General features: G+C 43.9%; 13 protein-coding genes and 5 pseudogenes. 9 read left to right on the top strand and 9 right to left on the bottom strand.

Going from position 1 to position 15,270, the window contains the following annotated elements; translation table 11 throughout:
- Window positions 1-31: 31 nt before the first annotated feature.
- The 3 genes from JK154_RS17825 to JK154_RS01430 are packed head-to-tail and all read left to right on the top strand — an operon-like array spanning window position 32 to window position 3,790.
- Window positions 32-1,429: a 3'-5' exonuclease gene (locus JK154_RS17825; RefSeq protein ID WP_211990697.1), complete on the top strand. Its 1,398-nt coding sequence runs from the start codon at window positions 32-34 to the stop codon at window positions 1,427-1,429.
- Window positions 1,430-2,095, top strand: coding sequence for a DarT ssDNA thymidine ADP-ribosyltransferase family protein (locus JK154_RS01435; protein WP_211990696.1), 666 nt, complete (start codon window positions 1,430-1,432; stop codon window positions 2,093-2,095). It begins immediately after the preceding gene.
- A 9-nt stretch (window positions 2,096-2,104) separates the two neighbouring features.
- On the top strand, window positions 2,105-3,790 hold the full coding sequence (locus tag JK154_RS01430; protein ID WP_211990695.1) for an ADP-ribosylglycohydrolase family protein: 1,686 nt from the start codon (window positions 2,105-2,107) through the stop codon (window positions 3,788-3,790).
- Window positions 3,791-3,971: 181 nt separating this feature from the next.
- Here the strand turns inward: JK154_RS01430 and JK154_RS01425 are convergent.
- The 3 genes and pseudogenes from JK154_RS01425 to JK154_RS01415 all read right to left on the bottom strand — a co-directional run.
- Window positions 3,972-4,298: pseudogene (locus tag JK154_RS01425) on the bottom strand (integrase core domain-containing protein); the annotation flags it as partial.
- Window positions 4,267-4,425 (bottom strand): transposase, encoded by a 159-nt coding sequence (locus JK154_RS01420; protein ID WP_211990694.1) that lies wholly within the window; start codon window positions 4,423-4,425, stop codon window positions 4,267-4,269. The pseudogene JK154_RS01425 and the gene JK154_RS01420, both read right to left, overlap by 32 nt.
- 69 nt (window positions 4,426-4,494) lie before the next feature.
- Window positions 4,495-5,144, bottom strand: a pseudogene (locus JK154_RS01415) (transposase); the annotation flags it as partial.
- Window positions 5,145-5,525: 381 nt separating this feature from the next.
- Between JK154_RS01415 and JK154_RS01410 the strand changes: the two are divergent.
- From JK154_RS01410 to JK154_RS01395, 4 genes and pseudogenes are all read left to right on the top strand, one after another.
- Window positions 5,526-5,691 (top strand): annotated as a pseudogene (locus JK154_RS01410) (Arm DNA-binding domain-containing protein); the annotation flags it as partial.
- Between the two features lie 103 nt (window positions 5,692-5,794).
- Window positions 5,795-6,219 (top strand): annotated as a pseudogene (locus JK154_RS01405) (resolvase); the annotation flags it as partial.
- Window positions 6,220-6,296: 77 nt separating this feature from the next.
- On the top strand, window positions 6,297-8,564 hold the full coding sequence (locus JK154_RS01400) for a hypothetical protein (RefSeq protein WP_211990693.1): 2,268 nt from the start codon (window positions 6,297-6,299) through the stop codon (window positions 8,562-8,564).
- Window positions 8,564-8,953 (top strand): lysozyme inhibitor LprI family protein, encoded by a 390-nt coding sequence (locus JK154_RS01395; RefSeq protein ID WP_211990692.1) that lies wholly within the window; start codon window positions 8,564-8,566, stop codon window positions 8,951-8,953. The genes JK154_RS01400 and JK154_RS01395 overlap by 1 nt, the downstream gene beginning before the upstream one ends.
- A 110-nt stretch (window positions 8,954-9,063) precedes the next feature.
- Here JK154_RS01395 and JK154_RS01390 read toward each other — a convergent pair.
- The 6 genes and pseudogenes from JK154_RS01390 to JK154_RS17670 all read right to left on the bottom strand — a co-directional run.
- Window positions 9,064-9,411, bottom strand: a pseudogene (locus tag JK154_RS01390) (integrase core domain-containing protein); the annotation flags it as partial.
- A gap of 313 nt (window positions 9,412-9,724) precedes the next feature.
- Window positions 9,725-10,282 carry a DUF924 family protein gene (locus JK154_RS01380; protein WP_211990690.1) on the bottom strand — a complete coding sequence of 186 codons (558 nt, stop codon included), beginning with the start codon at window positions 10,280-10,282 and terminating at the stop codon, window positions 9,725-9,727.
- 60 nt (window positions 10,283-10,342) lie between these two features.
- On the bottom strand, window positions 10,343-10,930 hold the full coding sequence (locus tag JK154_RS01375) for an isochorismatase family protein (RefSeq protein ID WP_211990689.1): 588 nt from the start codon (window positions 10,928-10,930) through the stop codon (window positions 10,343-10,345).
- A gap of 13 nt (window positions 10,931-10,943) precedes the next feature.
- On the bottom strand, window positions 10,944-11,678 hold the full coding sequence (locus JK154_RS01370; RefSeq protein WP_211990688.1) for a pirin family protein: 735 nt from the start codon (window positions 11,676-11,678) through the stop codon (window positions 10,944-10,946).
- A 14-nt stretch (window positions 11,679-11,692) separates the two neighbouring features.
- Window positions 11,693-12,751, bottom strand: coding sequence for an alkene reductase (locus JK154_RS01365; protein ID WP_211990687.1), 1,059 nt, complete (start codon window positions 12,749-12,751; stop codon window positions 11,693-11,695).
- Between the two features lie 357 nt (window positions 12,752-13,108).
- Window positions 13,109-13,465, bottom strand: coding sequence for a hypothetical protein (locus tag JK154_RS17670; protein ID WP_249215710.1), 357 nt, complete (start codon window positions 13,463-13,465; stop codon window positions 13,109-13,111).
- A 166-nt stretch (window positions 13,466-13,631) separates the two neighbouring features.
- Here JK154_RS17670 and JK154_RS17665 point away from each other — a divergent pair, with 166 nt between their 5' ends.
- Together JK154_RS17665 and JK154_RS01355 are read left to right on the top strand one after the other, a co-directional pair.
- Entirely contained in the window at window positions 13,632-14,141 is a 510-nt protein-coding gene (locus tag JK154_RS17665) for a DMT family transporter (RefSeq protein ID WP_249215709.1), read from the top strand.
- A 340-nt stretch (window positions 14,142-14,481) separates the two neighbouring features.
- A complete protein-coding gene (locus JK154_RS01355) occupies window positions 14,482-15,258 on the top strand; it encodes an MBL fold metallo-hydrolase (RefSeq protein ID WP_211990685.1) in 777 nt (258 codons plus the stop codon).
- Window positions 15,259-15,270: the final 12 nt, after the last annotated feature.

Raw genomic sequence — 15,270 nt, 5'->3', positions numbered from 1 at the left:
TTAGAAATCACAAGTACTTAAGGAGAGCGATGTGAAAATTCTTTCTAACCATCGAGCTACACCTGAACAACTACCCATAGTAAGTCGAAATACGTCAGGTATTGTAGTTATTCGGGGTGCAGCAGGCAGCGGCAAAACTACAAGTGCTTTACTTCGACTTACAGCAATAGTCAATGCGTTAACGTATCGAAGAAATCTCAACAATGATACGACCCCGATCAAAACATTAGTACTGTCATTTAATAGAACTTTAGCCGGATATATTGAGGGTTTAATCAATGATAGTATTAAAGCTAAGGCGATACCTGTAGTTGTTGAAAATGACACATTTGCTAATTGGGCTCGAGGGCATTTAAATACCCCTTTAATAAGCGATGCCAATCGCGATTCTTATCTTCGAAATAGATGTTTATCTCTGGGACTGGATTTAAACTTTGTGCTCGATGAAATAGATTATTTTCGTGGTAGATTCCGTCATCATGAATTGGATAACTACTTAACAGTTGAGAGAACGGGTAGAGGATTGTCACCTCAAGTAACCAGACAAACTCGTCAGTTTTTAATAGATGTTGTTCGCTTTTATGTACAATACCTTCAAGATAATCAGTTAGATGATTGGCACTCACAATGTGAGAAAATGATAGATGACGAATGTTTAGGCTATGACATAATTGTAGTCGATGAAACCCAAGATTTTTCGGCTAACCAAATTAGAGCAATACTAAACCACCTAAATGAAGATTATTATTTAACATTTGTCATTGATACAATTCAACGTTTATATCCTCGAGGTTTCACATGGGTAGAAACCGGATTAGATATGCGAAATGCGGCCTATTTTAGATTAGGGGAGAACCACAGAAATACTGTGGAAATTGCTGCATTTGCTGCGTCAATCACTCATGGATTAACAATTGATGATGATGGGAGCATCAGCGACTTTACACAAGCTACAAGACATGGTCCTAAACCAGTTGTTTGCAAAGGGCGATATTCTCAGCAAGTTAATTATGCGATTGATTATATTAAAAATAATGTTAACTTGCAAAATGAATCAGTAGCATTTCTTAAACCTAAAGGCGGAAAATGGTTTGATGAAATTGAAAAAAAATTAACTCATCATAACCTTCCTTACGTTACAATTACGAGAAATAAGGTTTGGTCAAGAGGGCCTGAAAATATCGCGCTATCAACAATGAACTCCGCGAAGGGACTCGAGTTTGATCACGTAATAATTTTAGGTCTTAGTACTGAAAATATGCAACATCAACAAGATGAAAATGATGATAAATTACAGCAATTGAGAAGATTACTTGCAATGGCTATTAGTCGAGCCAGAGATTCTGTTGTTATCGGATATAAAGAATCAGAAAAATCAGATTTGGTAGAGTATTTTACCCCTGGAACTTTCGACGAGATAGATTTATAAATGATTATTAAACAATACATTACAGATAATGGTATAACTGAGGTTCTGCATTTTACTACTGAAAAAGGATTAACCGGCTGTGCAGGTACTGCCAAAGTTTTATCTCGTAAAGCATTAAATGCAGATCAATATTTAAGCTATATTGCGTCACCTGTATCAAGTGAGAGAAAAGAGGCCCAAGATACTTTTAACAAAGATGAAGATTGGTTAGATTATATAAACCTATCCATAAGTGAAATAAACACAAGTTATTTCAATGCAGCTAAGCGTTGGTTCAGAGACGAAGATCGATGGTGGTGTATTATGGCTTTTGACCCTATTATACTGACTCACCCAAATGTTTATTTTACAACTACGAATAATATATATACATCTGTAATAAGAACTCATGGTACTACAGGGCTTCAAACTATGTTTGCAGATACGATTACAAGGTGGAGAGGAAATACGATAAGAAGAAATGGTCGACCTCAAAGATTGACTACCTGCGAGCAAGCTGAAGTTTTGTACCCAAACCCACTCGATATGAAATTTCTTAGAAGCGTTTATGTACATAACCAAGAGCAAGCAGCATCTATACACGGAACATTGAGGAGCTTTGGTTTTCATTCTGTAAATGTTATTATTTGTCCAGAAAAATTTTTAGGTGTGCCTAACACATTCTAAGAGGGAAAAATGAACTCACTCAGAAAACAAAAGGTCATAAATTCCGCACTGTGGGCCGCTGCTGGTGATGCTATTGGCTGGATTTCTGAACTTACGGATGAAAGTGGCTTAAAGCGTAGGATTAACGATACCTACCTTCTGAAACCTGTTAGCTGGAATCGAAAAATTGGTGGATACTCAGGAGTAACTGTGAGTCTCCCGGCAGGAACATATTCAGATGATACACAATTAAGATTAGCTGTATCAAGATCAATTAGAAGCAATGGAGAGTTTGACACTGAGTCATTTGCTAAAATAGAGCTTCCAGTTTGGTTATCTTATGCATTAGGTGCAGGCAGAGCAACTAAGTTAGCAGCTACCAATCTAATGCGGAAAGATACAAATTGGTTCTCTAACTTCTACAAAAGCAATGGCATTGAGTATATAAACTCAGGTGGAAATGGAACCGCCATGAGAATACAACCCCACGTATGGAGTTGTAAGAATTTATCTGATAGAAAATATGTTGCATCTGTAATTAAAGATTCATTAGTAACTCATGGGCACTTAATAGCAGTCTGTGGAGCTCTCTTGCATGCCGATACTCTACAGTATGCGTTAATAAATGGTAGACCAGCAGGCCCTACAGAAATCAATGGTTTTATTGATAACTTCACATCTGTCCCGGATATTATTCAGGAAATCTATGAATTGAATAACTTCTGGCTTCCTAATTGGGAGATTATGTCAGGTAACAAATTGCATGAAGAAATAGATAGAATTCGAGTAGAATCCAAAACATATCTTTCAAAATCTCTAAATGCAGCTAAAGAAAACAGTGATCTGTCGGATAAGTACAAATCTGCAATTAATGCCCTTGAATGTAACAAAGACTCAAGGAGAGGAGCAGCAACAAACACTGCAATTGCGAGTGCTTTGCTTTGTCATTTTTACAAAAACACAACTCCATACGAAGCAATTATCTCATGTGTCAATTTATTAGGCACCGATACAGACTCAATTGCAAGTATGACTGGGGCTATTTTGGGATGTTACCATGGAATCCCAGAGTGGAGTATCCAGGACAGCAAATATATAATTAGTGAAGCAAGCAGATTAAATGACATTGCAGAAGGTATTGTCACCAAAAATTTTAATTACCCAAACATAAACAAATGGCAGACACCACAAACGCAAAGTGATACTTTAGTTAAAGACAGAGATGGTATGTTTCATATTATCGGATTAGGAAAAGTCACACCATTAAAACCAGAAAGCTGGAAAACTAAAAGTCACGAGTGGAAATGGATGCAACTCGAGTATGGTCAAACTGTATTATTGAAGAGTAAAATTGGTGATATTAAACTTGCTGCCCCAACTCAACTTAGTGAGAATGACTTACCTCTCAAAAATGATATTGTGTCCGAACAATCACTTGCACCTAAAGAACCTTCACGACAAAATGATTTAAGAAATAATTCACAGCCAGTTTCTAATCAATATAATTTTGAACAAAATAGCTTCGATTATACCTATGCAGATTCTAAAAAATTAGATCTCGATGACATAACAACAAAATTAATTAAAAATGGCTTTAGTGAACGGGAAATAGGTCATTACCTTATTCAATTCGCTGATAAAAATGGCCTTGATTCATGCATTGCTTTCGCTGCGATCATAGGCAAGGCATTTACTTCAAGAAAGAAAAAACAGTAATATACTAAATGGCTCAGACATAAGTCTCGAGCCATTTTTGTATAAAATAAATATTAATGCCTATTGAAAATAATTTATGCGATAGTTCTCTTAAATAAGAAAAAATCGCAATCCAAATCCAAAATTTTCACAATATTAAGACCCTTGGTAATTACTTTTGACCTCTGTAAATAGACCTGTTTTAGTTCCATGCACTTTTTGAGATTTCCGGCTTCTCAGCCATCAGCCGATATTCTTCCGGCGTCAGGTTATTCAGGGATTCATGAGGCCGTTCGCTGTTATATTCATTCAGCCAGCGTTCGGTGATTTCCCTTGCTTCATTCAATGTTCTGAACAGGTAAAAACCCAGTATTTCCGTCCGGTACGTGCGGTTAAATCGTTCTATAAACGCGTTCTGTGTTGGCTTGCCCGGCTTGATAAATTCCAGTATCACGCCATGCTCTTCGGCCCATTGCGCCAGAGTTATTGAAACAAGTTCAGGTCCGTTGCCCATCCTCATTTTCAGTGGATTTCCAGTTGTAATAACTGGCTTCAGATACGCCGTTCTCGCGACAGACATCCTTCACATGCCGACCACCTTCAACTTCTTTTAAAACTCTCAGGATCTGAGTTTCAGTAAAACGCGCCTTTTTCATAATGACCTCCGCTGATTACATCTTAACCAGAGAACTCCATTAAACGGTAAGACTAAATTCAGGGGGGACTACAAGGGCATCGTGCATAAAATCAATCGACCAGCTCTGGTTAAGCGCTTCTGGTGTAGCCAGCGGCGCAGGATTACGCACCGACAAACGTTGCTTTCCCTTACGACGGAAATTAAGTTTTAACAGGCAGTAAATCCGATGAACTCGCTTATGGTTCCAGGTGTTCCCCTGCCGACGAACAACCTGAAAAAGCTTCTTAAAACCGTATCGCGGATAGCGTTCAGCCGCTTCCGTCAACGCCTGAATCACCGGCTCATCACGCCGAGTATCGGGTTGATAGAAAAATACTGTCCTGCTCAGTGATAACGTCCTGCATGCCTGACGTATGCTCATTGCAAACTGCGAGATCAGATAACTGGCGAGCTCACGTTTTATCAGTGGTTTTAAAGCTTTTTTTCGATAACGTCTTTCAGTGCTCTGTTCTCAAGACTCAGGTCAGCAAACATCTGTTTGAGACGCCTGTTTTCATCTTCCAGATCTTTGATTTTCTTAATATCAGCCGCTTCCATCCCGCCATATTTTGCTTTCCAGTTGTAATAGCTGGCTTCTGAAATAGCCGCCTCACGGCAGACATCTTTCACCGTTCGACCGGCTTCAACAGACTTCAAAACAGCGATGATTTGATGTTCGGTGAATCGTACTTTACGCATAGCGATCTCCTCTTGAGGACATATTCAGTATGTCGGAAGATCTCTAAAAGTGAATGGTTCTTTTTGTCAGGATACTTACAAAACTAGCAGATAAAAAACTTGCAGGACATAACAATATCTATTGGTGGTCATTCTGGTGGTCTTGACAGGATGAATATTCAGGTTTAGCTTACTTATTAGCCAGTTACTGGCAAAGGCGATCCCAGTCAGAGGAGCCATATTAAAGAAAGCAGACGTTTAAAGACGTCTGCTTTTTTGCTTTCTGGCAATGACTTCCCTTTTCTTTTACGTTCACCCTCTTCCACCCAAAAACCCTCGAAACCATACCCTTTTGCTGATAATGGTAGTTCGGTTGCGTTTTTACCAACAGGCATGGGTGCCATGTCACTTACTGATGCTAAAGTAAAAAACGCCAAGCTCCTCAATAAGGAATATAAGTTGACTGATGGATTCGGTATGTTTCTTCACGTTACACCTAAGCGGTTCTAAATACTGGCAAATGGCTTATCGCTTTGACGGGAAGCAAAAGATACCCTCCATAGGTATGTAGCACCGCAATTCGAGGTATAGACAAGAATCGAGCGGTTAAAAGGCAGCCTTAACGTAGGCTATTTTACCTTTTCCAAGCAGCCCCTCGTTCACCACCCGGGGAGCTGGGGCGCTTGCTGATGGACAATCACCTTAATGATATTTTGCTGGCGAGCAGATAGAACTCTATAAGCCGCGAATTGTCAGCCTGGATGTTCCTACCTCATGGCATACACTACCAGATAAAGACCCTTAGCAGGCAGACCCGATCACCCGCGCAGTGATAACCGCCATCAACAATATGCTTATCGACCTGATGGCCGCTATGTAGCATAAGGAATAGCTGAATCGTCACCAGCGATAGAAGCAAGGAATTGAACAGGCCTATAGGCTGGGTAAATACTTGGGAAAACAGGCCGATCATGAACGGCATCAGAAAGTTTTGTACTACCGGCAGGTCAAGAAACTGAGCATCCGTGAAGCGGTAGACGCGACAAGATATAGCCCCTCCCAAGTATTCCGCATTCAGGCACTTTATCGGAAATAAGAAAATGGAAATTTAGGTTAGGCAACACCAAGTGTATGATGTCCGGTGTTAACCCTGAGAAAATAAAAGAATTTGCCATGTCGCAACAGGAAAAGGACCCGTCGCTTCCGGCCATCTGCTGGCCGGTGCCGAAAAATAACCGGGGCGAAGAGTTCAGTAATCTGGAGGAGATGCTGACGCATCTGGAAGGCGAGGCTACAGGGTACTGGCTGATTGGTCGTAATGGTATGTGGCACGGCGGTATTCACATCAGTGATGCCACCACACCGTGGTGTGCGCTCAGCGGTCAGGCGATGAATGAGGCCGTGGATTTTCCGGTGCCGTTTAAGGGAGAGCATGCCGTGCGCTGCATGGCGGACGGTGAGGTGGTGGCGTACCGGATTAACCGGGATTACCTCAGCGTGCCGTGGTACTGGGGGGATTTACGCTACTCCGGGTCTTTTGTGCTTATTCGACACCGTATTCAGCCAGGGGAAACAGCAGAGAGCGGGCTGACTTTTTACACCCTGTATATGCACCTCGCGCCCTGGCTGGCCTACCCGGAGCAGGACAGCACGGCGTTCAAAGTGACAGACGGCCAGCACCTGAAGGCGTATCTCGATGAATCCCGGCAGTGGGTAGCGGCGGAGCTGCCGCCCGGCACGCGGGTAACATGGAATAAGGCGGTCAGCGCCTATACCATGACCGGGAGCAACGGGCGACAGTATGCGCACGTCACACTGGCGGAAGCGGTTTCGGGCAGCATGAGCCTGAACGCCGGGGACCGGGTCTGGATAGTATGCGACAAAGGGAATCTGGTTCCGGCCCGCGACAGCGTCACCCGTCCGGCGTGGTGGTCGCCGTTCCTGCCGCCGTCACGCGAAACAGTACAGTTTGATACGGTGGTGTGTCCTGACCCCTATCCGATTAAGGCCGGGGAGCCGGTGGGACATCTGGGCTATTTTCAGGTGCCCGGCGAGGACGGGCATGAAAAGCGCTATCAGATGCATATCGAATGCCTGGCCCCGGACGACCTGCCGCGCTTCCTGAGTAACCCGGAAGGCGTGGGGCGTGACATGCCCGCCTTTGCCCGCTGTCCGAAAGGAATACCGGTGTACCTGCAAGTCACCGGTGGGGAAATCCAGAAGGGGCTGATAACCACGCAGACCGAAACGGTGATGGCACTGTCCGGTCAGGCGGTGACGGACAAAGAAGGAAAACGCTACTGGCCGGACGGGTCGCCGCGCGGGCTGCTGGCGGAGTCGGATGTGCAGCTGCTGTCCCGGTACGATCTGGCCGGCCGGGGGTTTGAGGCCACGGAGGACAGCCCGGTGAGCTTTGACCATCTCAACGGGAAGACGCAGCCGAAAGGGCTGGTGAAGACGATTTTTGAACGGTTTTTCAGCGTGGCTGACAATGACGGGCAGCCCTGGAGCAAGGCGGTAGCATTTAACTATCAGCAGTTGTTGGACAAGATTGACGACGCGAAATCCCCTCGTTATAACCCGGAACAATACCGGCGTGCGGTGCAGAACCCGTCAATGCGTGACCATCTGTACCGGTTGTGCGTAAAGCACCCCAGCGACTGGTACTACTCGTCGGAAACTCCGGTGTGGAAAGCGTTCTTTACGCCGCAGCTGAAAAGAGACGCGCCAGAGTGGTACGCATACAGCATGAAGTTCCTGACGGATATCCGCTGGATGTACCGTGTGGAGGGCATGGTGGAAAATCCGTGGCATATGCATCCGCTGGTTTTTCTGGATGCTATTAAATCTCAAGTTAAAATTTTAGAAGGTAAGTTGACTTACAACGCTGAAGGAAATGATATTTCATCATCTATATATTATAGCCGAGTTATCCACTGGCCAGGAAATGATCTTTCAGGTGTAACTCTTGGCCGTGGTTATGATATGGGGGATCGTTCTGAGAGTAATATTTATAATGATATGATTGCATCAGGAATATCTAATATTCAGGCTGTTAAAATATCAAAATGCGCAGGACTTAAAGGAGTTTCTGCTCGTGATTATGTAAGTGATCATAAGAAGGATATAGGGGAGATAACATTGCAGCAGCAAGAGGCGCTCTTTTTTATTATTTATCCTAAATATGTTGAGCGGGCTATTGTTAATTATAAAAAGTGGACTAATGGTATTTCCAGTGCGAAACAATGGGAAAGCCTGGATACATCTATCCAAGAAGTGTTGGTCGACTTCGTTTACCAAGGTTTTACCAAAGGGCCTAAGCCTATGCTTGCAGGTGCAAATAATAGTAAACAAGAATTAATTGATTACATACAAAAAACACCTGCAATTTCACAATACGAACCAGGCAGACATAGAGTTGATTATTTGGAGGGTAGATAATGAAACGAGCCTTAGCTATTATTTTACTGTATTCGTCATTTTCATATAGTACGGATATTTGCCGCAATATAACAACATCTGAACAGGTTGCTTTGTGCTCGGAAAGTAAAAAGGATTCAGCTGATAAATACTTGAACGAGCAATATTCGATGTTGATATCTAAAGTCAATTCTGTATATATGAATGATGAATCTTTAAAGCAGGAGTTCGTAAGCAACATTAAAACTTCCCAAAGAGATTGGATTAAATTTAGGGATTCTAATTGTAAGTTATACTCATTCCAAATAGATAACAAAAGCTCGGCATATCAAACGACTGTCAATGAGTGTGTCGCAAAAATGTCAAAAACTAGAGGGAAGGAGTTGGCTGAGCTTTCTGGCGACATATAAATATGGACATAAAATTTAAAAGGATCTTTTTAAGATCCTTTTTTACGTCTTTAACTTCCATACCCTGCTCGTTTTTGTAAAATGTCGCATTTTGTGTAAGTGTCCCAGTTTTAGTTCCACGCACTTTTTGAGATTCCAAGTTTCTCAGCCGTCAGCCGATATTCTTCCAGCGTCAGGTTATTCAGGGATTCATGAGGCCGCTCACTGTTGTATTCATTCAACCAGCGATCGGTGATTTCCCTTGCCTCATTCAATGTTTTGAACAGGTAAAAATCCAGTATTTCCGTCCGATCTGTTCGGTTAAAACGCTCGATAAATACATTCTTTGTCGGCCTACCCGAATTAATAGATTTCAACATGACGCCATGATCTTCAGCCCACTGAGCCAGTGTCAGGGAGATAAACTCTGGTCCATTATCCATGCGGAGTTTTAATGGATAGCCACGAATTGTAATAAGTGGCATTGCTTATTCCGTTCTGACGACAGATCTCCTCAATCTTCAGCCCTGAATAAGCAATATTCACGATGTTAACGTTCTGAGTTTCAGTAAACCGTGCTTTTTTCATTTTGATCTCTACAAGCAAATGTAAAGGCAGAAAATCTAATTAGGGGGAGTGGACATAAGCACCATTATACGTCGTGATAAATCCCAATGATTTCTGCAATTCACCGGGGGGTTATCTTTCTTCTTAACGTTTATTTGCATGCCAGTGAATAAATCAGAAAATAATATGGGTCGTTACCGGAGGTGGGCAGTACTGATGGCAAACTTATAAAAAACTGGAATGGGTATTCATCCAGTCAGTTTCACTGTGTGTGGAGCGGCGCCCAAGAATTGCATTCCTGTATGGGTAACGACCAAATCTTTCAATTATTTCACTGTGCTTAATTTCATACTCAAGAAATCCGGGTAAAGGCAGTGATGCATACAATGCTTTCGCTTTATCATGGATTAGCCTGGATTCAGAATGCATCCATGGCAACAGTGACACGGCTTTTTCCTCCGCACCCAGACGCTTCCACCCTTCTAATGAGATAAGTTCCTGAGAAAGGATCAGTGCCATTCCATCCTGATGGTAAGATTTGCCTGAACCTCGATTTAGATTTCGTGAAAACTGGTCAAGTATAATTATCTCTGCCAGTCGTCCTTCGATGGTTAAACGCCATGAAAAGAGCTCACCACTACAGGCAGCCTTCCAGATATCATAAAATCGCGTTTTGATTAATAAATCGAAGTTATTATCATTTTTGAACCAGAGATCTCTGTTCGCAGGAGAAAACCAGAATTCAAGAATATCCTTATGGCCGGGTAAATTATTCGCAGTCATCAGATGCACCTCATTGTGTTGCGGAGAAAGCCTGCTGCTTGCAGCTGCAGGCCTTGAGTGTTATGCCTGTAGAGCAGGCATCACGACTTCCTGGACAATTTGCATCCCTTCAGGGGAAGCCCAGGTTCCGACAAGTTCAGCGATGACCTGGTTAGTACTGGTCAAAGTGACACCGTTTTTTTCCATTCGGCGCAAGGAGATATCATCCGCGAACTGAGTCGGAGAGGCCCCCGCATCAGCAACGACCTGAACCTCATAACCGTCACCCACCAGGCTCAGTGCCGGATACACTGTGCAGACATCATTAGTGACCCCTGCAATGATTAATTTTTTGCGCCCAAGTGCATTCACGGCCCGGGCAAAATGTTCGTCATCCATAGCATTAACAATACCTGCACGTTTTACACGCTTCGCAAATTCGTCAGGTAAAATAGACTCAAGTTCACTGAGTAATGGCCCCTGTGCATATTCTTCCATGCTGGATGTCAGAACCACAGGAATATTGAGTATTTTTGCTGTTTTAGCAAGCATCAATACATTACGTTTGAGCTCTTCAAAGGGCAATGATTTTGCCCAGCCCATAGTCCCGGTCTGATGGTCGATAAGTAAAATAGCGCTGTCTTTAGCCGTAAAACGATTCCAGGACATAGTCGACTCCTGTTTAGTACGATGAAAGTGATGGACCGGAGAAAAACATAATTTTTGTTTTTTCTTCGGTGGCTTCTGCCACCAGAGTGGTGGGTTCATCCTGTGCCAGATAAACAGGCACGTTTAAATCATCATGATTGAATGTCAGCCCCCCAATACGCGTCGCCCCATAGATTGGGAGAATGAATGCGCAGTGTCTGGGTGGTAGTGGAAGATTAAGTACTGCATTTTTCTCAAGGGAAATATCCAGTATTGTTACCTTTGTAGGGGGCGACAGTGGGGAATAAATACCCTGAAACCCCCCTGCCAGGATGCGCGCCTGATACTCGTCCGTGCAAACTACCGGGACGGCAGTTGTCGCCAAAGGCAGAGCCTCTGGTGACATGTCCTGTTTACTACCCGGGAGCCCAACAAATATCTGTAGAGAATGTACCGTCTTGTTATCCTCGGCGGGAACTTCCTCATGAACGATCCCACGGCCTGCTGCCGTCCAGTGCAGGCCTCCCGGCGCGATGAAGTTACTGGTGCCGATATTATCCCGATTATTTATGCCCGTTTCTGAGTCCAGAAAGACATAAGAAACCGCGGACAGACCAGCATGATGATGGGGCGGGAAGACAGGCCCGCTCATCCATGCGTGGTCCACCCCGATAACAGGACTCTGAATACCTTCCGGCATGCGTAAGGACGTCGCCCGGAAATGGTCCCCGTGACGCATCCTGCGGAGTGATACAATAACCGGTGCCATCTGCCGTTCCCCGCTCAACCCATTACCGGATAGTCGGTATAGAATTTATCGGTACCGCCAAAAAAACCTTCCCGGTGGGCTTCATTCATTGGAGCATGGCTTTGTAGTCGCTCAACGAAATCAGGGTTAGCCAGCACCATTGTGCCGTACGACTCAAGATCAGCCAGGCCGGATTCAACATCCTGCCCAACCTGTTCGCGTGCGCGACCAGGGCGGTTAAGCACCAAGTCACTTTTCCATATAGCTCGCATATCCTTCAATAAAACCTCGTTCCCCATATGCATAATATGCAGATATGCGAGATTTAATTTATTCAGTTCTGCCGTCAGATAACGATATAGTTCATCGCTTTGATTCCCTTCATCAATGCCCCACATATTCATTCCCGGAGACAGGCGAATACCGGTCCGGTCTGCGCCAATTTCTTCTGTAATGGCCCGGGCGACTTCGATAGCAAAGCGGGCACGGTTTTCAACAGAACCGCCATATTCATCAGTACGTTCATTGGCACTTGGTGCAAGAAACTGATGGATGAGGTAAGCATTTGCGCCATGAATTTCAACACCGTCGGCACCCGCGTCAACAGCACGACGGGCAGCAAAACGGAAGTCCTGTACCGTCTGACGCACCTCCTCAGTGCTGAGTGCTCGTGGCACAGGAATGTCCTGCATACCTGTGGCCGTAAACATTGAAGAACCTGGTGCAATGGCGGACGGTGCAACGCCCTGCCGGTGATGTGGCGTATTGTCAGGGTGTGACATTCTGCCTGCATGCATCAGCTGAATGAATAATTTGCTGCCTTTCTGATGCACGGCCTCAGCAATTTTTTTCCAGCCTGCCACATGATCATCCGTATAAATGCCCGGCGTCATCAGGTACCCCTGCCCGTCCTCAGACGGCTGAGTACCTTCAGCAATGATCAGGCCAATGCTCGCACGCTGTGCATAATACAATGCGGCAAGTTCATTCGGGGTTCCGTCTGCATTAGCCCGGGAACGGGTCATCGGCGCCATGACCAGGCGATTTTTAAGGGTGTAATGACCCAAATTAACCGGAGTAAACAGTTTGCTCATAAGGATTACCTCAGGACTTAATGACGTTATCAATATTGTGTTTTCATCATGCTTTGTTTTACTCAAGGGATAAAGATGTGATTTTGGATTTCATTGTTCCATTCTTGGCGCAATGTGGTGAAGAGTTATCCTGCCCGTGTAAGTATTCATTGCGCCTTTCACCTGACCTGAGCGCGAGGCACAGGAAGGGGGTAAACCTGAATATCATGTGCTATTCATCGCCAATTTATTCTGTAATGCATATTGAAAATAAAAATGACATACCATTATTTACAGCCAATTTTTTCATTTCTTTATAAAAAATAAAACTAACAAAAAATAAAATGATGGTGAATATCCCCGCACCGCCAGTAATGCTTACTCAGCAGCCGGACTCCCGGTTAGTTGTGGAAATTTATCGTTGCTAAATAGATATAAAATACTAGAATTAGCTGTTTTATCTGCCTTTAATAATTGATAAAGGGGATATAAGGGGGATGGTTTGAAAATATCAGGTGCTGCTGGCGCATTATCCGTATTTACGGGCGCAGTGTCATACGGTATGCCGGGAGTCATACTTAGTCTGGCCACAGAGAGCGGTGCAAAGATCGAGAGCTTGATACCGACACAATTTCTTTTTTCATTTGTGCTTTTTTTTATGCTTTCCGAAAGGCAAGGAAATAATACAGGTACCTTCCATTTGAGGGATAAACTGCTGGTTTTCGCCACAGGCATCCCAATGCTCTGCATCACATACTTTTTTTATAATGCTGTCCACTATATTGGGGTTCCTGCCTCAACCCTGCTCATGATGCAATCAGCATGGATCGCCCCCGTTTTAAATGCCATCATCAAAAGGAAGGCACTAACGCGCAGTGAAATAATAAGCTTCATATTTATAATGACAGGCGTTGTCATATCTACCGGTGTTTTTCATGGAGAAGCGACACTCAATGTGCAGGGCCTTTTGTGGGGGCTGGCTGCTGGGGTAGCCTATAGTCTGGTTATCATCTCTTCTTCAAATATCGCGAACGGCGTTCGTGTTATTGATAAAGCTAAACTACTGACTTTTGGTGCATTTATTGCATCATTGTTTCTCTTTAACAAGAATATTGATATTGCCCCCATCAGTGAAAGTAGCCTGTGGTCTGTCATCAATGCGGTATTCTCTTCAATTCTTCCTGTGCTGCTCTATGGATTCGGCATGCCCAGAACCCACTCTTCCCTTGCTGGCATGCTGGTAACAACAGAGCTTCCTGCCGCATTTTTATTTTCATACTTACTGTTATCTGACGCTATCACATCCTATCAGATTGCCGGATGTATCATTATTATTCTTTCTATTGTCGCGCCTCTTATTATCTCCAGATTCAGGAACCGCTCACCTGTCAGCCATATACCCCATCAATAAACAGATCACAGCCACCAAAAATATCACTATAAAAGGTGGCTGGGTCAGTAAAATAAAATACGGCATATTTTATTCTTACCCCCCCTCTCCGAAAGCCATCAGAATAATGCTGACAAATGGCACCGCAATGCTCTATTTTAATTCACTATTTAAAATATCTTGATGCAGCCATATTACAACAATAAATAACGTTAGTTTTATTTTTATAAATGGGTATCACCCTGACCCAATATGGGTGAAACATGACCCGTATAAGATGGTCGCATTACCCGATAATCACTACAATGAGTCATCAGGTCATTATTTTGACTGGTTTAAAAAATATTCGGGGAACCATAAATTGAAAATTACTCAGATTCGTAATGCCACTCAGATCATCGAATATGCGGGGAAGCGATTCCTTGTCGATCCCATGTTTTCTGACAAAGATGCATGGCCCGGTTTTGAGGGAACCGTGCGTTCAGAAATCAGGAATCCTATGGTGGCATTGCCCCTGGATATCCGCTCACTGCTTGATGTGGATGCCATTATTGTCACCCATACGCACCCGGATCACTGGGATCAGGCGGCTGCCGACAGTGTGCCAAAACATCAGCTGATTTACGTTCAGAATGAAAATGATAAGGCGTTGTTGCAACATCAGGGGTTCACTAATCTGCAAGTTCTCACCGAAGGGTGCTATTTTGGCGATATTGAACTGATTAAAACAACGTGCCAGCATGGTTCAGATGCTGCTTATGGCAACCCACAATTGGCAGAACTGCTTGGTGACGCTTGTGGTATCGTGTTTCGCCATCCATCGGAAAAAACCTTGTACCTTGTTGGTGACAGTCTCTGGGTTAAAACCGTGGAAGAAAATATGCGTAATTATATGCCAGATGTGCTGATTATGAATACCGGTTGGGCTCATGTTCTGGGGTACGGCGCGATAATCTTCGGGAAAGAAGACATAGTGAGGGCGCACGTTGTTTTACCTGATGCGCAGATTGTCGCCACCCACATGGAGGCGGTTAACCATTGCCTAGTTACCCGGCAGGACGTACTGGAATATGCCCAGATTAACCAGATTCAGGATTATGTTTCAGCACCTGCCGACGGTGAATCACTCGTATTCTGACAGCAACCGACA

This window comes from Citrobacter sp. JGM124 (assembly GCF_018257795.1).
In the GTDB taxonomy this organism is placed as follows: Bacteria; Pseudomonadota; Gammaproteobacteria; order Enterobacterales; family Enterobacteriaceae; genus JGM124.
The sequence above is the reverse complement of the archived record's forward strand: the minus strand, read 5'-3'. Positions and strand labels throughout refer to the sequence as shown.